Consider the following 26,569-nt stretch of genomic DNA (forward strand, 5'->3'; position numbering starts at 1 on the left):
ACGATTCCGAGCTTGTTCCCGGAATCGTAATTCTGAACAAAGATACTATTTTTAAGAAAATTTAGTTTTAATTTTACATTATAATAAACTTGTTCAAACTTGAAATTTTCATTCAAAATACTAGCCATTCTCTCTCTGATGTCAATTCTTTTGACACAGTGCAAAGATGATGATGCCAATATCTTCCGGGCTTATGCGGAAGGAAGATTCACTTTTACGGATGGTAAATTCTTGGAAAACCCAATCCATCTTGTAGTTGACAAAAAAATCATTGCTGAAACCTTTCCCAAAGAAAGCGGGAGTTTTGTACTGGCCGGACCTTATGAAAAAGGCGCTTACAAACTGCAACTGAAAAATTTCAAAATCAAATCTTTTTCTACAGAAACTCAGGGTTGCAAAATCTCTTCAGACTCGCTCAGCATAGAGATTCCGGACGGTGTGACTTATATTATCTTTAATGACATCACTTTGAAATGATAAAAAAATCGATTCTCTTTCTCATTGTAATGACTTCTATTTCTTTTTCGGCGCAGCGCAGAAAGCAAAGCTGGACAGAGCAGGTGAAGTTTTCCGTAGATCCGCACGTGAAAGTGATGACCGCTCTTGGTGATAATTTCCTGCACGATAATCTGGGTTATTTCTACGGTTTCGGAATCGGACTCAATGCCAATCTTTACAAAAATTTTGGCTTGGGCGTAGAATACACGTACTTCCTTGCCAACGTGAAAAATCGGGATACTTATGGCTATCTTGGCTCACCTTCTATGAATAATTTTGACTGGTATGTTTTCCATAAGGACAAGATCACTGAAGATTTTTTTGTAGAAGAAATCCTAGGTTACAGCACCTATCGGATGAAAAGTCCGTATCTGGATAATTCCGGAAAATTCAGCGAAGGAAACAGCGGAATCAATTTCGGAGGAAAAGCGATTTACGTTTTGGATAATGAAGGCGTGCAGCAAGTAGTCCTTGGCGCAAAGCTCAATTTCTACAATTCCAAAATCGGAAATCAAAATCCGGATATTGAAAAGTATTATTCCAAAGCAGCATTACTGAACATCAGCCTAGCTTACCGATTTAATTTTTAAGGAGATTTTAAGCTATTATAATTTCTGGTTAAAGTTTTATATTTCTCATTTTTAATCAATTATTACTATAAATTTGTTCAACCAAAACATCACAGACATGAAAAATCTATTGACAACATTGCTGCTTACTTTTGGAGTAGGAATGGCAACAGCACAGGCAACACCAGCTGCAACTGTCGCAAAAAAAACAGTTCAGAAAACTGAGACACAGGCCAAAAAAGCCGACGCAAAAATTGATAAAACCGCTTCCGCAGCTACCGTAAAAATGAAAAAAGACGGAACGCCGGACAAACGATACAAAGCCGCCAAAACCCTGAAAAAGGACGGAACGCCAGATAAGCGTTACAAGGTTAACAAGTAATTTATCTCAATCTTTGCAGAGAAGGATAATTTAATTTTTTATAACTTTTATTTTTTTAAGACTTTACAAAATTTGTAAAGTCTTTTTATTTTTTGGTTCATGATTTGTAATCATATTTGTATAAATCAGAAAACCCATTGTTATGAATAATCCGAAACCAATGCTTACCCTTTCTCAGGTGATGGAAAAGCTAAGACAAAAAGGAATTACCAAAGAAATTCTAATGAATGAGGACAAAAAATTTGTGCTGCGGGATGAAGGCATTGTTTACAAACCGGAAGATCTGAAAATCATCCGTACTTACAGATTCGAAGGCGCAAGTGATCCTGCTGATAATGTAGCCCTGTACCTCTTGCAAGACATCTATGGTAACAAAGCAATGATCATCGATTCTTACGGCGCCAACAGCAATTACAGCGGGCCGGAATTTGATGAGTTTCTGAAAAAAATAGAGGAAGACGAACAGAAGGAAGAATACGATTTTTAATCAATTTCTTCATTAATCATAAAAACCTTGGCTTTGCAAGTCAAGGTTTTTTTATGATTAAATTTTGATAATGAGTAATGTTTTTTTCAAACCATCTTCAATACCTTTCCAGTAGAAATTGAAGAATGATCGTTCCTTATTTCTTTCAACATAGATGTCCACAGATTCCGGAAATTTCTGAGAATCCTTCTTCACAAACAGATTGGCAACGCCAGAGAGGAATTTCTTTTTCTCCTTTGTCTCTTTATCAATCAGAGCCACCTTCAAATCTTTGTGCGTGATCTTGAATTTCCCATTCATAATATCATTGTTACCTTTGAAATTATAATTGAGACTTGTAATCGTTCCAGTCGCTGTGATATTCATATAAGGTTTGATGAACGGATTGATGTCATTTGCCGGCAAATCATTGATGTAGCCACCGATTGTAAAGTTGTCTCGCAAGTCCGAAGTGTCAAAGTTCCAATTCACCTTCATTGGAGAAACGCCCATAAAATTGCAATTGATGACAATCGGAACCTTCGTATTGGCGCCTTTCTTTTTGTTTGAATTCAGGTTTTTGACATTCAAATTGAAATTTGTGAAAAATACTTTTCCAGGACCATTGTTGTCTGGCTTATCTTCCTCATAAACCAATTTTGAATCTATAAGATTAAGATTATCAACAACCAAAGGAAATTTTATATTTCTAAGAACTTTGGAATAGAGTAACTTTTCTTTCGGATTGTCTTTTGGGATTTTGCTTCGGAAAATATTGGCGTCCACATTGTGAAGTTTCGCGGATTTCAAATGAAGGTCGAGTTCTTTTTCAAAAGTCCAATCCAAGCCAGAAAGTTGAATCCTGTTTGCTGAAATATTGAATTGGTCATCTTCCATCGGAATTGTTCTCACAAACTCGGCGCGCGACATTTTTGGAATCATTTTAAAATTCACCAAATCAATCGATTGCGAAGACATATTGAATCTTGACAAACTGAGATTGTAATATTTACCGGAATCGTAGAAGAACGTGTTTCCTACAATTTTATAATCTTTGAATTTGAAAGGCAACTTGTTCTTCGAAGTTTCATCGTCCATCAAAAATTCTTTTACATTCGCATCAAATTTTGCTAATGAAAGTGACTTTTCGCCGTTGGATTTCAGCATTGATAAGGTTCCATTTTTAATATCAATATTGGCAAAATTCAAATCGATGCCGTTTTTCTTTGTATTTTTTGGCTTAATGATTTTGGCATCACGATTTTGAATCACGAATTCCGGATTGATGAACTGCGCATTTTTCAGATTCAGTTTCGTCTTATCAAAAACCAAATCATTGAAGGAAATTTTCTTGCTTTTGATACTGAAAAGACTTTTTTGTTTTGTAAAACTTTTCTCCCAATCTTTAAAGTCCAAAATCGATTTCAGCTCAAAATCAGTGATTTCTAATTGGCCATTATTTGTTTTAACATCACTAGAATTAATCGTATAAACATCACTTATTTTGGCGAAGAAATCTCTCGCGGTAATCTTGTAACTGTCGAGCGCAAACGGCAATTCGTTCGGATTATCATTCAAGCTAAGATTCTTGATTTCGAGACTGAGGTTTTTCGCAGAGAAAGCCCTTGAGTCATCCGGATTTATAACGTCGATGTTTCCTTTGGTGATGTCAATATTTCGGATGAGAAACGGCATTGGTTCTTTTACGGAATCTTTCGTTTTCTTTTGCGCCAATCTGATTTTGAGACGCGGATTCGTCAATCTAATGGAATTGGTATTGATTTTTTTATTTTTAATTAAATCAACAATACCCAATCTACTGACATTCAACCCATCAACAAAGCCATCAATCGCCAGGACTTTTTTGTCATTCGGATTTTTGGATTTTATCAAAATATCGTCTGCCGAAATACTTCCGCTGAGAATTTCGACATTCAAAGTTTTGTAGGTAATGGCGTAAGGTGTTTTGTTTTTGATGTAATCCGGAAGCTGATACTTGAGCCAAAGCGTGAATCCGATGTTCACTATCAGGATGAGAAGCAAAATACTTCCCAGAACGATTCCGGTAACTTTTAAAGTTTTTTTCATCTAATTTTTTCTAACTAATTGATTACTAAAAACCGTTCCAACTTTAAATGCCTTTTTCTTTTAAGAATGTTCAACCACAAAAGTCACAAAAGAAAATCTAAAAATAATATTCTCCACAAGTTCAAAAAAGCAAAAGCTTGAAAACAGTCTTCCTTTAACTTGTGATAAACTTAAAAAAATAAAGACTTTTGTGCCTTTTGTGATTTCAAATTTTTAAACCGTCAACTCCACCACATAACCTTCGTGACCGCGGACATTGATGAAATCATCGCCTTCAAAAGCAAGATACTGCCCTTTGATGCCTTTCAAAACACCATTGAATTCAGGTTTTTTATCCAATGTGAAAACATTGATCTTCTCAGGTTTTTCGTAAGGAAAATCGAGTTTGATGATATTCTCCTCAATCACCGCAAATTTTTTGAAATCGTTGGGAAAATAGTCTGCGATCTTGTTTCGGAAATCGATCAGATCTAAAGTATCCTCGTAATCATCCAGAAGCATTTTCTTAGGATTGGTTTTATCGGCCACGTGTTTTTTCAGTTCCACCTCTATCATTCCGGCTTCGTAACGGTTTTCCGTGATGGCAATCGGCAAGGCGAACGTTGCACCTTGATCGATCCATCTTGTCGGGATTTGCGCTTCTCTAGTCACGCCAACTTTCACATCGCCTGTGTAAGCCAAATAAACGATATGCGGAACCAGCTGAATCTGTTTTTCAATCTCCAGATCTCTTTCGCCAACGCCAAGATGCGCCGTGGAAAGTTCCGGACGGATGATCGTGTCACTTGCGTATGGACTTTCGAAGAAGCATTTTTTGCAGAATCCCATTCGGTAGATCTTCTCGTCGCTCCCACAGTTCACACATTCGTAGCCAACGTGTTTGATGTGAAATTCTTTCCCAAAAAGCTGATTCATATTGATGAGATCGCCATTCAGGTTCAGGTAATATTGGATTGGTTTTCCGTTTTGAGAGATCATTTTCAGGATTTGTCCGGAGAATTGCATTTTGTCGTGGATTTGAAATTGGGATTAAAAGTAAACATTATTAATTAAATTTAAGATATGATCTTAATATGAAAAGAATCGTTCAGTTTTTGTTTAATTCTTATCTTCGCAAGACAATTGATGTTATGAATTATCTTATCACTGGCGGAAGTGGCTTTATCGGTTCTCATTTGGTAGAACAACTTTTGAAAAATGGACATTCTGTCATTAATATTGACAACTTCGATGGTTTTTATGATTATAAAATTAAAATTAAAAATACGCTCGAATCTTTAGGTTCAAAGTCAGAATTTAATTTTACAGATAAGGAAACCGATATTCACAAATTATCAATTGAAACAAAATCAGATTATTATCAATTTTATTTTCAAGATATTCGGGATAAGAAAGGCTTGGAAGAGATTTTCCGTAATCATAAGGTTGACTTAGTCATTCATTTAGCCGCGTTGGCTGGCGTTCGACCGTCTATTGAAAGGCCTTTGGAATATCAGGAAGTGAATATCCGTGGCACTCAGAATCTTTACGAACTTTGTAAAGAATTTGGAGTTAAAAAAATCGTTTGCGCTTCATCGTCAAGCGTTTATGGAAATAATGAGAAGATCCCTTTTGCTGAAACTGATAATGTGGACAATCCTATTTCGCCTTACGCAGCGACAAAAAAATGCGGAGAAATTATCGGTCACGTTTATCATAGTCTTTATCACATCGATATGATTCAGCTAAGATTTTTTACCGTTTACGGACCGAGACAAAGACCGGATCTGGCGATTCACAAATTCACGAAACTGATTTCCGAAAATAAAGAAATCCCTTTCTACGGTGATGGTTCCACAGCTAGAGATTACACTTTTGTTGATGATATTATTGATGGCGTTTTGAAGTCAATAAAATATCTGGAGACCAATGAAAAAGTTTATGAAATCATCAATCTTGGAGAAAGTGAAGTGGTGACACTTAATAAAATGCTGTCAGTTTTAGAAACTACCATGGACAAAAAAGCCATCAAAAAAATGCTGCCAATGCAGGCCGGCGATGTCCAGAAGACCAACGCTGACATTACAAAAGCAAAGACTTTGATAGGGTTTGCGCCAAGCACAAACTTCCAAAATGGCATAAAAAAATTTGTGGAATGGTTTTTGGGAAATCCGCAGTAATACGCTACGATCACAACCCAAATTAAATATTAAATAAAATAATTTTTAAATATTGTTGAAAATCAGTAGAAAAGTGTATAAAGTATCACCTAATTTTTTACTTTTGCAAAAAATTTAAATTATGTATTGGACATTAGAATTAGCATCTTACCTTAGCGATGCACCTTGGCCGATGACCAAGGCAGAATTAATCGATTACGCAATCAGAACCGGAGCACCGATGGAAGTTGTAGAAAACCTGCAGGCTATCGAGGACGAAGGAGAGATCTATGACGCGATTGACGAAATCTGGAGCGACTATCCTACAGACGAGGATTACCTCTGGAACGAAGACGAATATTAAGACAGCATTTGGCTCCTGGCTTTTTGCCAATTGCCAATTGTTCCTTTTAAATAAAATAACGCAATCAGCCAAAAGCTGACTGCAAACCGCAAATAGCAAATTATGAGTTTTTTAAATACCGTTCTTAAAAGTTTTTTGGGAGACAAAAATGCAAAAGATCTTAAAGAAGTAAAAAAAGTTGTCGCAAAAATCAAAACAGTAGAATCTGGAATCCAATCATTGACTGATGATGGACTGAGAGATAAAACAGCAGAATTTAAAGAAAAATTGAAAACTGCCACTGCCAAGTTTACAACCCAAATCGAAGAAACTAAAGAGCAGATAAAAAACTCTACCAACGTTGACGAGAAAGAAGCGCTTTTCACAAAAATCGAAGGTCTTAAAAAAGAGTCATACGAAGTTGAAGAAAAAGTATTAGCTGAAGTTCTTCCGGAAGCATTTGCTTTAGTAAAAGAAACATCCAGACGTTTGGCGCAAAACGGAGAAATCCGTGTTACCGCGACTGACAGAGACCGCGAATTGGCAGCAACAAAAGATTTTGTTGTATTAGAAGGCGACGTTGCCGTTTGGAAAAACAAATGGGACGCTGCAGGAACGCCTGTCGTTTGGGATATGGTTCATTACGACACGCAGTTTATCGGTGGTGTTGTGCTTCACCAAGGAAAAATTGCTGAGATGGCAACTGGAGAAGGGAAAACATTAGTTGGAACCTTACCAATCTATCTTAATGCACTTCCTGGCCGTGGTGTTCACGTGGTAACCGTAAATGACTATTTGGCAAAACGTGACTCCGCTTGGATGGGTCCATTGTACGAATTCCACGGCATGAACATCGATTGTATCGACCTTCACCAGCCAAACTCAGACGCCAGAAGAAAAGCTTACCAGGCAAGCATTACTTACGGAACCAACAACGAATTTGGTTTCGATTATTTGAGAGATAATATGGTGACTTCTCCAACTGAATTGGTTCAAGGAGAATTGAACTTTGCCATTGTAGATGAGGTGGATTCTGTGTTAGTGGATGATGCAAGAACACCATTGATCATTTCCGGTCCTGTTCCACAAGGCGACAGACAGGAATATGATGTTTTGAAACCATCAATCGATAGAATAGTTGAAGTTCAGAAGAAAACAGTTTCAATTCTTTTTAATGAAGCAAAAAAATTAATTGCTGCCGGAAAAACCAAAGAAGGTGGTTTCAAATTATTACAAGCGTACAGAGGTCTTCCGAAAAACAGACAGTTGATTAAATTCTTGTCAGAAAGCGGAAACCGTGCATTATTACAAAAAATTGAAGGCCAGTATATGGCTGATAACAACCGTGATATGCCAATCGTAGATAAAGATCTTTATTTCGTAATCGATGAGAAAAATAATCAAATCGATTTGACTGATAAAGGTGTTGAATACATGTCAGCCGGTAATGAAGATCAACAGTTCTTCGTTTTGACAGACATCGGAACTGAGATTGCTGAAATAGAAAAGAAAAATCTTCCTAAAGAAGAAGAATTTGCTGCTAAAGAAGAATTATACAGAGATTTCTCTATTAAATCTGAGAGAATCCATACTTTAAATCAATTATTGAAAGCTTATACATTATTCGAAAAAGATGATGAATATGTGGTAATTGACGGTGAAGTGAAAATCGTTGACGAGCAAACTGGCCGTATTATGGAAGGCAGACGTTATTCTGACGGACTTCACCAAGCGATTGAAGCTAAGGAAAATGTAAAAATCGAAGCAGCGACTCAAACGTTTGCGACAGTCACTTTGCAGAACTACTTCCGTATGTACAACAAACTTGCGGGAATGACCGGAACTGCGGAAACAGAAGCCGGAGAATTCTGGCAGATTTACAAACTGGATGTGGTGGTAATTCCTACCAACAGACCAATCCAGAGAGATGACAGACAAGATTTGGTTTTCAAAACCAATCGTGAAAAATACAATGCAGTAATCGAGGAAATCGAAAAATTAGTTGAAGCCGGAAGACCTATTTTGGTTGGAACAACTTCAGTAGAGATTTCTCAATTATTGTCAAAAGCATTAAGCTTAAGAAAAATTCCTCACAACGTTTTGAATGCGAAACTTCACAAGAAGGAAGCAGAGATCGTGGCTGAAGCCGGTGGCGCTGGTGTTGTAACCATAGCAACCAATATGGCAGGTAGAGGAACGGATATCAAACTGAAAGGCGAAGTGAAAGCCAACGGTGGTCTTGCGATCATCGGAACTGAAAGACACGATTCAAGACGTGTTGACAGACAGTTGAGAGGTAGAGCGGGACGTCAGGGAGATCCGGGAAGTTCTCAGTTTTATGTTTCACTTGAAGACAACTTGATGCGTCTTTTCGGGTCTGAAAGGATTGCGAAAATGATGGACAGAATGGGTCATAAAGATGGCGAAGTGATTCAACATTCTATGATTTCCAAGTCTATTGAGAGAGCGCAGAAAAAAGTTGAGGAAAACAACTTCGGGGTTAGAAAAAGATTGTTGGAGTACGATGATGTGATGAACAAACAGCGTGACGTGATCTACAAACGTAGAAAGAACGCCTTGTTCGGTGATCACCTGAAGTATGACATCGTGAATATGGTTTACGATACAGCTGCAGCGATTGTTTCTCAATCCAAAGCAACCGGAAGCTACAAAGATTTCGAATTCGATATCATTAAATATTTCACTATGGAATCGCCTGTGACAGAATCTCAGTTTTCAAGCACTCAGATTCCTGCGTTGACAGATTTGGTTTTCAAAGCGGCAAAAGAAGATTACGATCTAAGATTAAATCTTCTAAAAGAAAAAGCTTATCCAATCATCGAGAATGTGTTCCTAAACCAAGGTTCAATGTTCAAAATGATCCAGGTTCCGTTCACAGATGGCATCAAAACAATGACGATTGTAACTGACCTGCAACAGGCTTACGAAACCAAATGTGAATCATTGATCACTGATTTTGAAAAGAACATCTCTTTATCTATCATCGATGAAAACTGGAAAACACACCTGAGAGAAATGGATGACCTACGTCGTTCTTCCCAAGGTGCCGTTTACGAGCAGAAAGATCCGTTGGTCATCTACAAACAAGAATCTTTCTACCTATTTAGCGAAATGGTTGAAAAAGTGAACAAAGAAATTGTTTCATTCCTATACAAAGGCGAGATTCCTGCATAAGGAATTTTCAATATAAAATTAAAACCCGCTGAATATCAGCGGGTTTTTGTTTGTATCAATTCTAAATAAAATGACAAAAATCATAAAGTTTGTTAATTTAGAATAAGTAAAAATAATAACTTTGCAAAAAATTATTATAGCAATGAAGAAAGTACTTGTAAGTGCAGTGGTTTTGGTTTCCGCTTTTACTTATGCTCAGGAAAGAGATACAGTTAATTCAAAAAATATTGAAGAAGTTATCATCGATGCTTTGGTAAAAAAGGATAGTGATTATTCTAACAAAATGCCTTTAAAAGCTATTGAGGATCCTCAAGTCCTATCTTCAATTAGTTACGGAGCGATTGAGAATCAACTTATATATACAATAGATGATGCTTATAGAAACATTACTGGATTACAAAAAATGTGGAACGCTACCAGCAGAGCTGGAGATGGCGGATCATTTGTAATTTTGCGAGGTTTCGTTTCCTCCGGTTCTATGAGAAATGGATTGGTAGCCCCAGTAACAACTACAGTAGATGCTATCAATCTTGAAAAACTTGAAGTACTAAAAGGTCCTTCAGGAACTTTATATGGAAGTAACGTAGCATCTTACGGAGGTTTGGTCAATAGAGTTACAAAAAAACCTTACGGAACTTTTGGAGGAAATGTTACCATTACTGGCGGTGGCTATAACACTTACAGAGCTCAGGCTGATGTCAATGCACCTTTGACTGAAGATAAAAAACTTTTATTAAGAGTTAATACAGCCTACACAAACTCTGGCACTTTTCAGAAAAGTGACATGAAAAATTCATATTTTGCATTCACGCCTTCATTGACTTATAACGCTTCTGACAGATTACAGTTCAACGTTGAGTACGAAATGTTCAACAACAGAGCAGTCGGCGAGCAATTATTCTTCTATCTTTCTCCTGGAGGACTTAATAAAATTGATAATATGAAAGATCTGGAAAAAGCAGGTCTTGATTACAAACAATCTTATTTAGGTGATGGATTGTACACTACAGCAAGAGTCAATAATGTTTTCGGACAAATCAATTATGAAATTAATGACAACATCAAGTCTTCAACCAATATCAATAACTCTCACAGTTTTTCAAATGGTTTCGGACCTTATTTTGCGGCAGGCTTTGCTGGAGACCAATTGATGATTCAAAGATATGATCAAGGAACAAAAGACAGTAAGAAATCTTGGTTCCAGGTGCAGCAGAACTTCAACTTCGACTACACATTCGGTAATGGAATGAGAAACAGAACTGTTGCGGGTTTTGACTATTTGCAGACGAAAGATAGATCTAGATTTATTTATCTCGTTAAAAATGGTTTTCCTGCTATAGCGGCGAACGGAGCAGACTATTCCGGCTTCAACGGCACTGCAATGGGCAACCTTTATAGTGATCCTGAGAATATCGGCAATTATGATATAAATTCAGATCTCAATACATATAGCGGTTATATCTCCAACGTTTTCACTCCGGTTACTGGTCTTAACTTAGTGGTAGGACTACGTTACGAAAGCAATGATTTTAAAGGAGGCGATGTCGCGGGTAGCGCAACTGACCCTTATAATCAATCAGCGTGGTCTCCAAAAGCTGGATTGGTTTACGAAATTGTAAAAGACAAATTCTCAGTTTTCGGAAACTATCAGAACAGTTTCAAAAGCAATGGATACTACATATTCAACAAAGCCTTAGACACGGCACTGTCAGATCCTGAAAGAGCCAATCAGTTTGAGGGAGGTTTTAAAACCAATCTTATTAATGGAAAAATCAATGCTACCGTGAGTTACTACGATATCACAGCTAAAAATTATCTTGTAACTACAGAATATGTTGGGAATTTTGCTGTTCAAAATCAAACAGGAGAGATTCGCAGCAAAGGTGTTGAACTTGAAGTAAATGCTTACTTAGTAAAAGGATTCTCATTAATTGGAGGACTTGCTTACAATGATTCTAGAGATGAATCAACAGGATTCAGACCAAGTACAGCCGGATCAAAATGGTTAGCTAATTTCAATGCAAGTTATCAGTTTATTGATGGAAGTCTGAAAGGTTTAGGATTTGGCATTGGAGGTAATTATGCAAGCGACAATAAGGTGCTTAATCAGTTTAATACAGCCACAAACGTACAGGACACTTTCACTTTGAATAGCTTTTTTGTATTAAATGCTAATGCTTATTACGACACTAAAAAGTTCAGAATCGGAGTAAAAGTTGATAACTTTACAAACGAACATTACTGGATTGGATATTCAACAGCAAATCCACAGACTCTGATTAATGCTTTAGGAAGTATCGCTTACAAATTCTAAAAATAAAAAAGCTAAGTTTGCGCTTAGCTTTTTCAATGTTTATGAGGAAAAAACATCATCATAAAAAGAAACCTGGTTTCTTCAAAAAATGGGCAGCCAAACTACATTTGTGGTTTGGCTTGTCCATTGGTACGTTAATCTTTATCATTGCGATCACTGGCGCGTTATTCGTTTTCAAAGATGAGGTAGAAAATTTCTCCAGAAAAGAATACATCTACCACCACGAGCAGAATATTGATCAAAAACAAATCCTGCCAATCCGCCAAATGGAAAAGCTGGTAGATCAGCAGACCAAAGAGAAATATCCGATCCATTGGGTGAATGTCCCGATTGATAAAACAATGTCCTATCAATTCTACTGGTACGAGCATCAGCCCGATCAATGGAATTATTTTGATGAATTTCCAATTTATAAAGTCGCTTACGTCAATCCTTACAACGGCAAGGTTTTGCAGACTTATGATGAGAAAAACGGATTCTTTGCCATCGTGAAATCAATCCACTGGAGTTTTCTTTTAAAACAGGATTGGGGAACTTATGTTGTTGGGATTCCGGTTGTTATTTTCTTAATAATGCTGATTTCTGGAATCATACTTTGGTGGCCAAAAAATAAAGCAGCCAGAAAACAACGTTTCAAATTCCAATGGAAAGATACCACCAAATGGAAAAGGAAAAATTACGATCTTCACAACGTCCTCGGATTCTACTCTTCAATCTTCGCTTTGATTCTCACAATTACGGGATTGTTCTACGCCTTCTTTGTTGTTCAGGCAATGATCTACGTCGTATTTTCCGGAGGCGAAACAGCTTATCCCGATTTCTCAAAAATCACGACCAAAGCGCCAATCGAAATGAGAACCGACAGAACTTTGGATAAAATCTCTGACAAAGTAAAGGAGCTTTATCCAACCGCTTACGGATTCAGTCTGGATCTTGGTCATCCGCACATCGATGATCACGAACATCCAAATTTTGAAGTCTATGTAAAACACCTCTCCTACTCTTATCACAAAAGCAGCAGCTTGATATTTGATGAGAACTCTGGCGAACTGCTTCACACTCACGACCCGAAGGACAAAAATTTCGGAGAAAAAACTGTAGCTGCCAATTATGATATCCACGTTGGTGCGATTCTAGGTTTGCCGACAAAAATCATCGCATTCATTGTCAGTTTAATAATTGCATCAATGCCAATCACTGGATTTATGATCTGGTGGGGACGAAGAAAGAAAACACAGATTAAATAATTGATTAAAAACCTGAGTTTAATCATCCAGGTTTTATATTAATTTTAATTCATACTATTTTAGTATGATAATAAAGTTTAATACTTTTGCTCTCTATTTTAATAAACTATGAGCAGAAATTCTAACGTCTTAAAAAAGTGGTCATTCCTCTTTTTTACTTTCACATTCGTCCATTCATTTGCACAGACTTCCATTTACGGAAAGATTCAGGACAGCATTAATAATAAAAATATATCAGCGGTAAAGATTTCTTCGAAATCTGATAAGAATTTATCTTTACAAACCGATCAGGATGGAAATTTTACTTTAAGTAATATCAGTCAACTCCCTTTCGAAATTAAAATTCAGAAAAACGGTTTTGAGACAAGAACATATTTAATCAAAGAAAATCCCGGCGATACTTTATTCATCAAACTTCTGCCAAAAGATGTCGAAATCACAGAAGTCATCGTTACCGCAAGGCGACGTGAAGAAACGGCGCAACAAGTTCCGATTCCGATTAACGTCATTTCAGGAAAAAAAGCGGAGGAAACTGGGGCTTTCAATGTTAATCGATTAAAAGAACTCGTTCCGTCCGTTCAGTTCTATAGTTCAACACCCAGAAATACGAGTCTCAGCATCCGTGGATTAGGTTCTACTTTTGGTTTGACTAATGATGGTTTGGATCCTGGCGTTGGATTCTACGTTGATGGCGTTTATTATGCAAGACCAGCGGCTACAACTTTAGATTTTGTTGATATCGAGAGGATTGAGGTTTTACGCGGTCCGCAAGGAACTTTATTTGGTAAAAATACAACGGCAGGAACTTTCAATGTCACGACAAAACAGCCAAGTTTCACAACTGGTGGGACGGCTGAAATTAGTTTTGGTAATTACGGTTTTATTCAGGCAAAAACTTCTGTCACTGGTGCTATTTCGGATAAATTTGCCAACCGTTTTTCCGCATCAGGAACGCATCGTGATGGAACAATTTATAATTCAAGAACAAGTCAGGATCTTAATGACATTAATTCCATCGCAATCCGAGATCAACTCTTATATAAACCGAATGAAAATCTGAAATTCATCCTAACCGGAGATTATAACAGATTAAGAGCAAACGGTTATGCACAAGTAATCGCCGGCGTTGTGACCACGAAAAGAGCAGCTTACAGACAATTTGGAAATATCATTTCAGACCTTGGTTACACACTTCCCGCAATCGATCCTTTCAACAGAACTGTTGATACAGACACGCCCTGGAAAGCTGAGCAGGATATGGGTGGATTATCATTAAATGCAGAATATACTTTAGGCAAAGGAAAAATAGTTTCCACCTCTGCGTGGCGTTTCTGGAACTGGAATCCTTCAAATGACCGAGATTTCACAGGACTTTCGGCATTGGCAAAATCTCAGGCGCCAAGCAAGCATCAGCAATGGAGCCAGGAGATCCGTTGGTCGGGAAATTTCAATGAAAAACTGAGTGGTGTTTTCGGCGTATTCGGAATATGGCAAAGACTGAGAGCTGATAAAGACGGACAAATCGAAGAAGCAGGAAAAGACCAATGGCGGTTTTCTCTTGCATCAACAAATCAAACCGTAATTAACCAATGGAAAACGCCTGGATTATTGGAAGGTTACGGTATCAAATCTTACCCAAGTCTCAATTCCTTCAGTGGTGCGGCTTACGGACAGTTGGATTGGAGTTTTACGGATCAATTAAGTTTGTTGCCAGGAATCAGAATTAATTATGATAAGAAAGAGATTGATTTCAAAAGAATCACTTACGGCGGTTTGCAAACCAGTGACCCAGCTTTGCTTGCTTTGAAGAATTCCGTTTACAGCAATCAGGAATTCAACGCATCAATTGATGACACGAACTTTTCAGGACAACTTACTTTAGCTTTTAAACCGACAAAAAATTACAACCTTTTCGGAACTTTTTCAACAGGATTCAAACCAGTCGGACTAAATCTTGGCGGCCTTCCTACTGACACAAATGGAAATGCATTGACTGATCTTGCTGTCATTAAACCAGAAAGGATTCTGCATTACGAATTAGGCTTGAAATCTCAGCCTTTCAAAAATTTTATCTTTAACTTAACTTTTTATAATTCAAGCATTAAAGATTATCAAGTGCAAGTTCAGGCAGCAGATCTTCAAATCAACAGAGGTTATCTTGCCAACGCAGAAAAAGTAAGAGTCCGAGGTATTGAGACTGATCTTTCGTACACTTTCAACAATTTATATTTCTATTCGAATTTGGCTTATACAGAAGCGATTTATAAAAAATTCACCAATGCGCCGCCGGCATTGGAAAATACGGGAGGACCAACTTTCGTAGATATTTCTGGTGGCGTTTTGCCGGGCGTTTCAAAATGGGCAGGTTCTACAGGCGGCGAAATTAATTTTTCGGGGAAATTCCTTAATTATAACGGCGATTATTTTTTCGCTCTTGACAGTTACTACCGATCAACTTTTTCATCGAGTCCTACGCCATCGCAGTTTCTGAATATTCCGGGTTATGCTTTATTTAATTCCAGATTTGGATTTCGTGTAAGACAAGGTGTTACGACTTATCTTTGGGTTAGGAACATCTTAAACCGGAATTATTTTGAGCAATTGCTTCCTGGCGCAGGAAATGCAGGACATTATGCGGCAGTTTTAGGCGATCCACGTACTTATGGCATTACGATTAAATATAATTTCTAAAATTTAAAATTAAATCAATATTTTCTGAATATTAAATTCCTTTTTTCTAAATTAGGGGTCTTAAAAATTCGATAGATGTCATTAATTGATTTATCCAGACAAATCGCCATAGGTATAGATATTGGCGGAACCAACACCAAATTCGGATTGGTGAATCACCGTGGAGAGATCCTCGCAAAAGGTAGTATTAAAACTGAAGAATACAAGCAGGTAGAAGATTTCATTGATGCTCTTTATACCAACATCAAACCCCTAATCGATAAAGCTGCAGAACATACGACACTGGACGGAATTGGCGTTGGCGCTCCCAATGCAAATTATTACACAGGAACGATAGAATTGGCACCCAACCTTCCCTGGAAAGGAGTAGTTCCTTTCGCCAAATTGATGACGGAGAAATTCGGTGTTCCGTGCAAAATGACGAATGATGCCAATGCAGCTGCACTTGGAGAGATGATGTTTGGTGCTGCAAGAGGAATGAAGGATTTCATTATGATCACACTTGGAACAGGTGTTGGAAGCGGCATCGTTGCCAGCGGAAGCCTGATCTACGGTCACGATGGATTTGCAGGAGAATTGGGTCACACGGTTGTAAAACCAGGCGGAAGAAAGCATTGGAGCACAGGTTCCGAAGGCAGTCTTGAGGCTTACGCATCTGCAACCGGAATTGCCATTACAGCAAAGAAATTCCGTGCTGAGTTTCCGGATTCTATGCTGAATCAATATCCTGAAGAAAATATCAATTCTAAAACGGTTCACGAATGTGCTTTGGCAGGCGATCCTACAGCAATTGAAGTTTTCAGATACACAGGACAGAAATTGGGAGAAGCTTTGGCTAACTTCGTGATGTTCTCCTCACCGGAAGCAATTTTATTGTTTGGTGGTGTTATTAAAGCCGGAGATTTCCTGCTGAAGCCTACCAAATTACATATGGAAAGAAACCTGTTACCAATTTTCAGATCAAAAGTAAAATTGGTTTTCAGTGAACTGGACGAAGCAGATGCTGCCATTCTTGGCGCAAGTGCTCTCGTTTGGGAAAATAAATAATTGACATAGAGAAATCCTTTGACGCTGTTTTTTAATAGGAATAATATTTGCTGTTAAGAACCAGGAAAATCAAAGGATTTTTCTTGCTCAAAAATGAAACGGTATTTATTAATATTCTTAAGCTTTTTCCTCTTCAACTGTAATGGACAGGAGAAAAAATCAAAACCTTTAACAAATCAAAAAATGGATAAAAACAATTTGGAATATGCCACTTTGGCAGGCGGATGTTTTTGGTGTGTGGAAAGTTGTTTTCATATGCTGAAGGGTGTAGAATCTGTAACTTCCGGATATTCCGGCGGTAAAACAGACAACCCAACTTATGAAGAAGTGTCAACGGGAACTACAGGACACGCAGAAGTGGTACAGATCGCTTATGATCCGAAAATCATTTCTTACAAACAACTGCTGGAAGTTTTCTGGTTTCTTCATAACCCGACTACGCTCAACAGACAAGGAAATGACATTGGAACGCAATACAGATCGGCAATCTTTTATCATTCCGATCAACAAAAACAACAGGCCGAGGAATCTATGAAAGAGTCTGAAGCGAAAGGAGAATGGAATGGAAAATACGTCACAGAGATCGTTCCTTTCAAAAAATTCTGGTCAGCGGAAGCTTACCACCAAGGTTATTACAATGCCAATCCAAACCAGCCTTACTGTAGTGCTGTAGTTGGACCAAAGATCCAGAAATTCAAAAAGCATTTTGGAGAATTGGGTTGGTTACAAGAAAAAGTGGAGCAATAAACTCCACTTTTTTTATGTCTAAATTAAATTTAAAATATTAAATCTTTTGCAGCCCGACTTGAACGGATCCCGATTTAAAATCGGGAGGGAGTGGAAGGCGGATTAGCTGCCCAAATATTAATTCACAAATGGCTTAATAACACCAGTCGTTGTGTCTCTATCCACTTTATATCCGAGATTATAAGTAATTCCAAAACCTAAAGTCTGCTTTCTCTGCAGTCTTTTGATTTGATCGTGGTCATAAATCATATCAATCGTCACGACACCGGAAATATATTTGTTGAATTTAAGATTCAATGCGCCGCTGTAGTTGATGTCGACTCTTTCTGTATGCTCCAGATAATTGCTGAAGAAATTGACCTGATTGACGTAAGTGATGTCTTTGTAAATCTTAATTTTATAAAGGATATTCAGCATCGCACCAAGCTCCGCCCGCATCGATTGGCCGTCGCGTTCCAAACCGTACAATCCTTTCATCTGAAGTTTTTCATCAAGAACAAAAGTAAATTTACCATTCAGCGGACGTAGAATAACCTGGAAATTATCATTTGGATTATAAGAGAAACCAAGACCAACGTTCAGATAACCCGGCGCCATAAATTTGGAAATTCTGTCATCAAAAACCGGATCCGGCGTATTTGCATAATTGAATCCCGGTGTGAATTGTGACAGGAACTGGAAACCTGTTGATAAATAATAATGCTGCGCTAACTCATAACCATAATTGGTCATAATATTGATGTAATCATCTGTCTTTCTGGTAGATTGCCCCGTAGATGACACAAATCCGTAAGCCATCTGTATATTGTTGTCTAAATAATGTCTGTTCTTTTTGTAAACAATATTGTAATTCACTTTTCCAATAACGCCAATATTGTTGTTACCTCCGGCGTACCAATTCGCAAAGGATGACTGATTGAAAACCAAACTGTTTTGCCCAAAGAAAAACCAGCGTTTGAGTGTCGGTAGATTGAGGATTGATGACGGCGTCAACGGACTTGTGTCTTCTGTATTGGAAACGATAATGGTATTGTTGGACAATTTTACAGAATCTTTCTTTAATGATCTGATATCAACGATTTTAGGATTTGCAAGACTGTCGATGTCAATAGCCGTAGAGTCCCATCTTCTTTGAGCAATCGAGTCTATTAATTTCTGATATTCGGTAATCTGAGCCTGAGAAAAGAAAACCATTAAAACCGCAAAAATCGACAATACCTTTTTCATTAATAAAAATTTTTCAGCAAAAATAGCAAAACTAAATTTTTAAAAATCTGACTTTATAACCAAATTCTCAATTAATCCATCATTTTTTACGGACAAAATTACCTTTTCTTCATAATGGCTGTATAATTGTGATTCTCAAATCCATGTTTTTGAAAACCTTTCATTTAAAATCCTTTTTGGTTCCGATCGTGATGCTTGCATTGATGTGGATTTTTTTCCTGCTTCAGAATCTCGGATTTTTTAGCGGCTGCTATGGAGCAATCATTCCACTTGTACCGGAAGGTTTGAGCGGCGTTATCTTTGCACCTCTCCTTCACGGAAGTCTGGATCACATCATTGGCAACTCGATGCCGATTGCCATTCTTCTTTTTTTATTGTTTGAATTTTACCCCAAAATTGCTTTCAAAATATTTCTCATAGGCTGGATTGCTTCCGGATTATTGGTCTGGATGCTTCCTCCGATTGATATCACGAACGGACAGTGGAACTACAGCTGCATCATTGGCGCGAGCGGATTGGTTTATATGCTGGCATTTTTCATCTTTTTCAGTGGCGTCTTCCGTTGGAATATGAAATTGCTGACGGTTTCAATGGTCGTGGCTTTGTACTACGGAAGTTTGATTTGGGGTATTTTTCCGGAAGAATTTTTCTCCAATTTACAGGAACCAAGCAAGATCAGCTGGCAGTCGCATCTTGCTGGAAGTATAACGGGAATTATTTTAGCCTTAATTTTCAGAAAATACGGCGACAAAAAAATCAAGTATATATGGGAATATCCTGAGTATTACAATGAAAGAGATGACAAACTTTGGCAGGAATATATTCAGAATCATCCAGAGGATTTTGAAGAGCTGCCACAACTGAAACAACATAATATTTGGAAATATCTGGATGAAATACGGGAAAATGAAAAATAATTTCTAAATTGGTCATACACAAATGACCCTATGAATCCCGAAGAATATCTCTACATCCTCGCGCTGAAACAGTGCAAAAACATTGGAAACATCAATCTAAAAAAGCTGATTAAAAATATTGGCTCCGCAAAAAAAGTTTGGGAATCTACACCAAAATCCCTGCTTTCAATTTCCGGAATCGGGAAAAGCAGTATTCAGAATATTGGAGATACTGAATTTCTGAAATCCGCTGAAAAAGAAATAAAATTCTTAGAAAAGCACGACATCAAAATCATTGCCCAGGAAGACAATTTATATCCAAAACATCTTCTGAACTGTGATGACTCTCCGGTAATATTATTCTACAAAGGTAACTTGAATAATGATCTTAATCCAGTCAGTATTGTCGGAACGAGAAAACTGACGACGTATGGCAAACATTTTATTCAGGATCTGATGAGTGAATTAGCTGGATCAAAAGTCTGCACAATCAGCGGACTGGCTTTGGGAGCAGATTCCAGCGTGCATGAGGAATCACTTAAAAATAGCATTCCGACCATCGCAGTTTTAGCCCAGAGTCTGGACAAAATCTATCCGGCTTCTAACAAAAATCTTTCTAAGAAAATCCTCGAAAATAATGGCGCACTGATCACAGAATATGCGTCGTTCGAAGGAATGGCAAAAGAAAACTTCCTGCAGCGCAACAGGATCATCGCAGGATTTTCGCCGCATCTTATTGTTGTGGAAACTGCTTATGGCGGAGGATCGGTAACAACGGTAACAGCTGCAAATCAATATAATCGTGATGTTTTTGCATTGCCCGGAAAAATCACTGATGTCTACAGCCAAGGTTGCAATCAACTGATAGCGAACAACAAAGCTGAAACGATTGTGGACATCAAAAGTCTCGTTAAGAATCTGAATTTCACGCCTCAACCGGAATTATTCCCAAAAGAAGAACCAAAAATAAAGATTGATCCAGAGAAAAAAGACCATCAAAAAATTCTGGAAATCATCACTCAAAACAATTCTATTTCTCTGGACGATTTAGCAGAAAAATCCGAGATTCAGCATCACAAGATTTTACCAATTCTTCTTGACCTTGAGATATATGGCTACATCAAATGCCTTTCGGGAAGACAATATCAGTTAAGCTGATGAAACTTACATTTCGGAAATTTGAAGTAATTTAATATTAACTTAAAAAATCCTTAACACAAAAGACGTAATTATACATTATGCAAAAAAGTTAATCTATATAAATGAATTTTCAATAAAAATCAAAATATTACTTGCGAAATTCGAAAAAGAATTTAAATTTGTTGTCATAATTGTACACAATGGAATTATTTAACGTCGAAGAAAAGATTCAGGAATTTATGGCAAAGATTGAAGCCAAAAATCCGAACGAACCCGAATTTATCCAAGCTGTAAAAGAAGTTGCGGTTACCGTAATTCCTTTCATCGCAACGAGAAAAGAATATACCGGAATGAAACTTCTGGAAAGAATGGCTGAGCCGGAAAGAGTCATCATCTTCCGCGTGCCGTGGATCGATGACAAAGGCGAAATCCAGGTGAACAGAGGTTTCAGAATCCAGATGAATTCTGCCATCGGGCCTTACAAAGGCGGGATCAGATTCCACCCGACGGTGAACCTCAGCGTTTTGAAATTTCTGGCATTTGAGCAGACTTTCAAAAATTCACTTACCACTTTGCCGATGGGCGGTGGAAAAGGAGGTTCTGATTTTGACCCTCAGGGAAAATCTGATATGGAAGTTATGCGTTTCTGCCAAGCTTTTATGATGGAGCTTTGCAAACACATCGGTCCTGAAACAGACGTTCCTGCCGGGGATATTGGCGTTGGCGCAAGAGAAATCGGATACCTTTTCGGAATGTATAAAAAAATCAGAAACGAATTTACCGGCGTACTGACTGGTAAAGGTTTGGCTTACGGTGGATCGTTAATCCGTCCGGAAGCAACTGGTTACGGCGTTGTTTACTTCGCTGAGCAAATGCTGAAAACCATCAATGAAACCATTGCCGGTAAAACGGTAGCAGTTTCGGGATTTGGAAACGTGGCTTGGGGTGTTATCAAAAAAATCAATGATCTTGGCGGGAAAGTTGTGACAATGTCCGGTCCGGATGGTTACATCTACGACAAAGACGGAATCTCAGGTGAGAAAATAGAATATCTTCTGGAATTGAGAGCTACCGGAAACAACAGAGCCGAAGATTACATTACGAAATATCCGGAAGCGCAGTTCTTCGCGGGAAAAAGACCTTGGGAGGTGAAATGTGACATTGCATTCCCATCTGCAACGCAAAATGAGCTGGATTTGGAAGATGCAAAACTTTTGGTTGCAAACGGTTGTCTTTGTGTAACTGAGGCTGCAAATATGCCTTCTACTCTGGACGCCATCAATTATTTCCTTGATAACAAAGTATTATTCTCTCCGGGAAAAGCTTCTAATGCTGGTGGTGTTGCCACTTCCGGATTGGAAATGACACAAAACTCTATCAGACTTAACTGGACTTCTGAAGAAGTAGATGCCAGACTGAAAGAAATTATGATCGGCATCCACAAAGCTTGTAGAGATTACGGTAAAGAGGATGACGGCTATGTAAACTACGTGAAAGGTGCGAATATCGCAGGTTTCGTGAAAGTAGCAGAGGCAATGCTGGCTCAGGGTGTAGTTTAATTAAGACATTTGAAGTTAAATTTTAGAAATTAGAATTCAACTTTGATCATAAAAAAATGCAGCTAAGTCATTTAGCTGCATTTTTGTTTTATTTTGGATAATTATAATTAATACTTTTATTACTTCGGCAAACCTCTTTTCAAGGCATAATTGGCTCTTTCGATGGCTTTTTTCTCTTTCCAGTTCATATAGTTGGCTTTGAAGTTTTTCTTCATAAAATTATCAAAACCTCTTTGCACAGTAAGATTCCATAGCGAGTTAGCTTTCACACCCCAACTTTTGTCCCAGGCTCTTAGTGACAATGAGAAACTGCCGTCCAGATATTTCATCCAGTGCCACCAGCCAGTCGGCATAAAGAGTGTGTCGCCGTGTTCCAGAAAACATTCGATGCCCTGAACGCCGTCCAATGCAGGAAAATTTTTGAAATCCGGATTTTCTATATCATAATCTTCCAACGCATAAGTCGCATAAGGAAGACAGTACAAACGCTCTTTCCATTTTTGTTCGAAAAGCAAAACATGTTTTCTACCATTGAAATGGGTGTGGAAAATATGAGCCAGATCAATATCGTAGTGAAGGAAAGTCACCGAACTTTTTCCGCCAAAAAACATACTTGGATATTTGTCCAGAAAACCGCCCATTAATTCTTTTGGAGAAATATAGTCATTCAGAATATCGGGTGCGTGCTTGATAGGATCGAAAAAGAAAATTCTTAAATCGGTGGGTTCTCTTTGAATCAGATCGATGTAATCTGCAAATTTCATCTCCGTCGTAGGCGTATTGATTGGCGCTGCAGGATCTGCTTTGGCGCTGTCGTACAAAGGCACTGTCACATCGCCCACAACTTCTTTGATATAGTCCATTGTCCACTTTTGATAAGCCGGCCAGTTTTTCGCCATATTTTTGATGACAACCGGTTTGCGGGGTTTCAGATATTTTTCAAAGAAATCCTCTTTAGAAATATCGTCTACAATATCAATTGGTTTTAAAATAACTCCCATGTTAATCTAATATTAAGAAACAAATTTATTAAATTTTACTTTTGCGACAGAAAAAAACAAGGTCTTATCTATAATTATTTTAAATTACCAGATTTGATATTATTAATGATCTACAAAGAATTTTTCATTCATTCAATTATCAAACCAAGCTCCGTTTAACTTTGATCTTTTTATCAACTCCAAAAAAAAGTTTGTAACATTTTACAACTTCCTTTTACTAATACTTTAGTGATACCATTAAAACTATGAAAAAACTTCTATCTTTCTTTTTCGTAATTGCATTTTCTCTCATCGTTTTTGCACAGAAAACCGTTACCGGAATCATCACTGATGCCGACGGAAAAGCCCTTGCAAGCGCAAGTGTAACCATTGAAGAGCCAGGAAAAAACGCGATTCTAGCCTACGGAATTTCCAATGCAAAAGGCGAATACAAAGTGACTTTTACATCTCCGGAGAGCAATCTGGATCTGAAGATCAAAGCCTTCAACCAGAAACCGATTACGCAATCCATCAGAAATGATGATCAGAAACTGAATTTCTCCTTAGATTCTCAAGCCACTGAAATCCAGGAAGTAAGACTTAAAACAAAATTAATTACCAAAAAAGGTGACACCATTTCTTACGATCTCAAATCTTTCGAAAATAAAAATGACCGAACGCTTGCCGATGTTTTGAAAAAAATTCCGGGAATTGAAGTCAACAAAGACGGAACAGTTCTCTATCAGGGAGAAGCCATCAACAAATTCTATGTCAACGGAAAAGACCTGATGGAAGGCGGTTACGGAACGATCAACAACTCACTTCCGAAAGATGCAGTTTCCAAAGTGGAAGTTTTGGAAAACCACCAGCCGGTGAGTATTTTGAGAGACAAAGTACCATCTGATCAGGCCGCATTAAATATTAAACTAAAAAAATCTGTAACGATGACCGGCCGTGGCGAAGTTGGTGCAGGCTTCAGTCCATTGCTTTGGAATGTGAAACTGACGCCGATGTTCTTCGGACAGAAAAACCAATGGGTAGTCAACTATAAAGCTAATAACAACGGAGAAAGTGTAGAAAAAGAAGGCAATCTTTTAAGCTTTGGAAGCCGATGGGAAGGCAGAAGATCTCAGGCGAAACAAAGTTCTTGGACCAATGTTGAAACTGCCGGAACACCGGATGTGCCTGAAAAAAGATATTTGCTTAATAATGTTCATTTTGTCTCGGCAAACTTGTTGACAAATCCGTTCAAAAACAAAGAATGGGAACTGAAAGCGAATGTAAGCTATACAAACAATGATGTAGAAAGAGATTCTCACACCACTACGGTTTACGATGATAATCCTACCAACGGAAGCTTGGCAGGCAGAACTTTGGAGCAATCCAGAAGCAATGATTTCTACACCAATGCAGCAAAAGCAGAATTAATTTTCACTAAAAATGCTAAGAAAGGTTTCTTCAAAAATACAACGACATGGAATGGATTCTGGAATGCCAATCGTGGTTTTTCTGAATTAGATACCAACGTTGATGCTCAGCCTTACATCTTTGGAAATCAATCTTTGGAATCGCCTTCGGGAAGTTTTCAAAACTCTTTGAGTACGATTATTCCTTGGAAAGATAAGCTGATCAATGTGATGAGTTATTTCAAATATCAGAGAGATAAGCAGACGATGAGCGTGAATCCTGCGAGTTATACCAATTTCTTTACTAATCTAAATTCTTCTAATGTTTTCGATACTTACAGACAGCAGACGCTTTCTGAAACTACAGAAATCAACCATTCCGCTTCAGTTGGATTTACTTTCAAGAAGTTGACAATCATTCCTGAAATTGGTCTTAATATGAATTTTAATAATCTAAAATCATTGTTAACAGGATCTGCAGGCGGCACTTATTATAATGTCAATAACCGTTCTCAGAATAATATCGACTGGAATGAACTGACGCCTTACACACAAGTCGCATTCAATTACAAGTCGGACAGATTGAATATGAACATTACCGTTCCGATGAATTTCTACAGCATCAGATATCAGGACAATCTTTACAACCAATTGGCTGACAAGACAAAAACTGCTTTTGAACCGACATTCTTCGCCAGTTATGACTTTGCATCGTTCTTCAAATATTGGGTGTTTGCAAATCAGAGTTATGATTTTGGGAATTTCGGATTCTTGTATGGCGGTGATTTGTTGACCTCTGCCGGAAATATCTCAAGAAGATATGTTACTGATTTAACAGATTCTCAAATGCCTGATTATCTCAGCAGAAACATAGGAACACGTCTGGAATACCGAAATCCACTCAATAATCTCTTCTTCAACGTTCGTTACAACTATGGCACTTTAAAAAGAAATATTGCGGAAACTTTTGACACTGCTGGCGGAATCGGTGGAACTATTGGAATTGTAGCCGTAGAAAATTCGACAAAATCTCAAAGTGAAAGTGCGGAGATAGGAAAATATTTACCGAAATTCAAAAGTAATATTTCGACGAGTTTTACCAATACAGATTCCAATTCTTTCAGTTATTTCAACGGGAATTTCATCGAAAGTAAAAATAATGTCCAGACTTGGGCTGCGAAATTCAACAACGCTTATTTCAGCTGGTTGAGTGTGGATTACAACATTAGTATGAACTGGAGCAACAACAAAAATGTGACAAGTTCCAACTCTCAGAAAAACTCTGGCTGGAATCACAATCTTGCGGCTTACATCTATCCTTCCGAAAATCATACTTTCGGTTTCAACTGGGACAACAGCGTGACTTCGACACAGGGAAATACTTATAAGAATCCATTTTATGACATCTCTTATCAGTACACTTGGGTTAAGAAAAAAATCGATTTCGAGCTGAAATGGCTGAACATCACCAACAGAAAAGTTTACGAAATCGTAAATGTGGATATCACAAGAGGTTACACACAGACACAAAGCTACAACATCCGTCCGAGCCAGTTTATGTTCACGGTTAAATTTAATTTCAAATAACACTATTTTATAATAAGCAAAAAGGCAGCAATTTTTTTGTTCGCCTTTT

General features: G+C 37.8%; 20 protein-coding genes. 16 read left to right on the forward strand and 4 right to left on the reverse strand.

The features are described from left to right. The first annotated feature begins 138 nt into the window (after positions 1 to 138). The 4 genes from LUD75_RS05790 to LUD75_RS05805 all read left to right on the forward strand — a co-directional run bounded on the left by LUD75_RS05790 (position 139) and on the right by LUD75_RS05805 (position 1,936). Complete coding sequence (locus LUD75_RS05790; protein ID WP_232704712.1) at positions 139 to 477, forward strand: hypothetical protein; 339 nt, start codon at positions 139 to 141, stop codon at positions 475 to 477. After that, complete coding sequence (locus LUD75_RS05795; RefSeq protein ID WP_232704713.1) at positions 474 to 1,088, forward strand: hypothetical protein; 615 nt, start codon at positions 474 to 476, stop codon at positions 1,086 to 1,088. Before LUD75_RS05790 ends, LUD75_RS05795 begins: the two co-directional genes overlap by 4 nt. A 97-nt stretch (positions 1,089 to 1,185) precedes the next feature. Beyond that, positions 1,186 to 1,449, forward strand: a complete 264-nt coding sequence (locus LUD75_RS05800; protein ID WP_232704714.1) for a hypothetical protein — start codon at positions 1,186 to 1,188, stop codon at positions 1,447 to 1,449. Positions 1,450 to 1,591: 142 nt separating this feature from the next. Continuing rightward, positions 1,592 to 1,936: a hypothetical protein gene (locus LUD75_RS05805; RefSeq protein WP_232704715.1), complete on the forward strand. Its 345-nt coding sequence runs from the start codon at positions 1,592 to 1,594 to the stop codon at positions 1,934 to 1,936. A gap of 57 nt (positions 1,937 to 1,993) precedes the next feature. Here the strand turns inward: LUD75_RS05805 and LUD75_RS05810 are convergent, their stop codons facing one another. Next, positions 1,994 to 4,003, reverse strand: a complete 2,010-nt coding sequence (locus tag LUD75_RS05810) for a hypothetical protein (RefSeq protein WP_232704716.1) — start codon at positions 4,001 to 4,003, stop codon at positions 1,994 to 1,996. Positions 4,004 to 4,216: 213 nt separating this feature from the next. After that, entirely contained in the window at positions 4,217 to 5,008 is a 792-nt protein-coding gene (locus tag LUD75_RS05815; RefSeq protein ID WP_232704717.1) for a DUF2797 domain-containing protein, read from the reverse strand. 125 nt (positions 5,009 to 5,133) lie between these two features. On the opposite strand from LUD75_RS05815, the gene LUD75_RS05820 reads away from it, so the two are divergent. The 8 genes from LUD75_RS05820 to msrA all read left to right on the forward strand — a co-directional run bounded on the left by LUD75_RS05820 (position 5,134) and on the right by msrA (position 17,725). Then, positions 5,134 to 6,162, forward strand: coding sequence for a GDP-mannose 4,6-dehydratase (locus LUD75_RS05820; RefSeq protein ID WP_232704718.1), 1,029 nt, complete (start codon positions 5,134 to 5,136; stop codon positions 6,160 to 6,162). Positions 6,163 to 6,283: 121 nt separating this feature from the next. Beyond that, the gene (locus LUD75_RS05825; RefSeq protein ID WP_027382805.1) at positions 6,284 to 6,505 is read left to right on the forward strand and encodes a DUF2795 domain-containing protein; all 222 of its coding nucleotides are present in this window, start codon (positions 6,284 to 6,286) and stop codon (positions 6,503 to 6,505) included. A 102-nt stretch (positions 6,506 to 6,607) separates the two neighbouring features. Further along, a complete protein-coding gene (gene secA / locus LUD75_RS05830; RefSeq protein ID WP_232704719.1) occupies positions 6,608 to 9,679 on the forward strand; it encodes a preprotein translocase subunit SecA in 3,072 nt (1,023 codons plus the stop codon). Positions 9,680 to 9,821: 142 nt separating this feature from the next. Then, complete coding sequence (locus tag LUD75_RS05835; RefSeq protein WP_232704720.1) at positions 9,822 to 11,993, forward strand: TonB-dependent receptor; 2,172 nt, start codon at positions 9,822 to 9,824, stop codon at positions 11,991 to 11,993. Positions 11,994 to 12,034: 41 nt separating this feature from the next. Then, on the forward strand, positions 12,035 to 13,240 hold the full coding sequence (locus LUD75_RS05840) for a PepSY-associated TM helix domain-containing protein (protein WP_232704721.1): 1,206 nt from the start codon (positions 12,035 to 12,037) through the stop codon (positions 13,238 to 13,240). Positions 13,241 to 13,348: 108 nt separating this feature from the next. After that, positions 13,349 to 15,931 carry a TonB-dependent receptor gene (locus tag LUD75_RS05845; RefSeq protein WP_232704722.1) on the forward strand — a complete coding sequence of 861 codons (2,583 nt, stop codon included), beginning with the start codon at positions 13,349 to 13,351 and terminating at the stop codon, positions 15,929 to 15,931. Positions 15,932 to 16,006: 75 nt separating this feature from the next. After that, positions 16,007 to 16,978 carry an ROK family protein gene (locus tag LUD75_RS05850; RefSeq protein ID WP_232704723.1) on the forward strand — a complete coding sequence of 324 codons (972 nt, stop codon included), beginning with the start codon at positions 16,007 to 16,009 and terminating at the stop codon, positions 16,976 to 16,978. Positions 16,979 to 17,071: 93 nt separating this feature from the next. After that, positions 17,072 to 17,725, forward strand: a complete 654-nt coding sequence (gene msrA, locus LUD75_RS05855; RefSeq protein WP_232704724.1) for a peptide-methionine (S)-S-oxide reductase MsrA — start codon at positions 17,072 to 17,074, stop codon at positions 17,723 to 17,725. Positions 17,726 to 17,842: 117 nt separating this feature from the next. On the opposite strand, the gene LUD75_RS05860 is transcribed toward msrA, so the two are convergent. Beyond that, on the reverse strand, positions 17,843 to 18,952 hold the full coding sequence (locus LUD75_RS05860; protein WP_232704725.1) for a DUF3078 domain-containing protein: 1,110 nt from the start codon (positions 18,950 to 18,952) through the stop codon (positions 17,843 to 17,845). A 143-nt stretch (positions 18,953 to 19,095) separates the two neighbouring features. On the opposite strand from LUD75_RS05860, the gene LUD75_RS05865 reads away from it, so the two are divergent. From LUD75_RS05865 to gdhA, 3 genes are all read left to right on the forward strand, one after another. Then, the gene (locus tag LUD75_RS05865; protein WP_232704726.1) at positions 19,096 to 19,869 is read left to right on the forward strand and encodes a rhomboid family intramembrane serine protease; all 774 of its coding nucleotides are present in this window, start codon (positions 19,096 to 19,098) and stop codon (positions 19,867 to 19,869) included. Positions 19,870 to 19,899: 30 nt separating this feature from the next. Next, positions 19,900 to 21,006: a DNA-processing protein DprA gene (gene dprA, locus LUD75_RS05870; protein ID WP_232704727.1), complete on the forward strand. Its 1,107-nt coding sequence runs from the start codon at positions 19,900 to 19,902 to the stop codon at positions 21,004 to 21,006. Positions 21,007 to 21,188: 182 nt separating this feature from the next. Then, positions 21,189 to 22,547 (forward strand): NADP-specific glutamate dehydrogenase, encoded by a 1,359-nt coding sequence (gene gdhA, locus LUD75_RS05875; RefSeq protein ID WP_232704728.1) that lies wholly within the window; start codon positions 21,189 to 21,191, stop codon positions 22,545 to 22,547. A 119-nt stretch (positions 22,548 to 22,666) separates the two neighbouring features. Here the strand turns inward: gdhA and LUD75_RS05880 are convergent, their stop codons facing one another. Then, positions 22,667 to 23,548, reverse strand: coding sequence for a cupin-like domain-containing protein (locus LUD75_RS05880; RefSeq protein ID WP_232704729.1), 882 nt, complete (start codon positions 23,546 to 23,548; stop codon positions 22,667 to 22,669). A gap of 245 nt (positions 23,549 to 23,793) precedes the next feature. On the opposite strand from LUD75_RS05880, the gene LUD75_RS05885 reads away from it, so the two are divergent. After that, entirely contained in the window at positions 23,794 to 26,520 is a 2,727-nt protein-coding gene (locus LUD75_RS05885) for a Plug and carboxypeptidase regulatory-like domain-containing protein (protein WP_232704730.1), read from the forward strand. Positions 26,521 to 26,569 lie beyond the last annotated feature (49 nt).

Origin of the sequence: Epilithonimonas sp. JDS (genome assembly GCF_021261315.1) — a bacterium.
Lineage (GTDB): Bacteria > Bacteroidota > Bacteroidia > Flavobacteriales > Weeksellaceae > Epilithonimonas.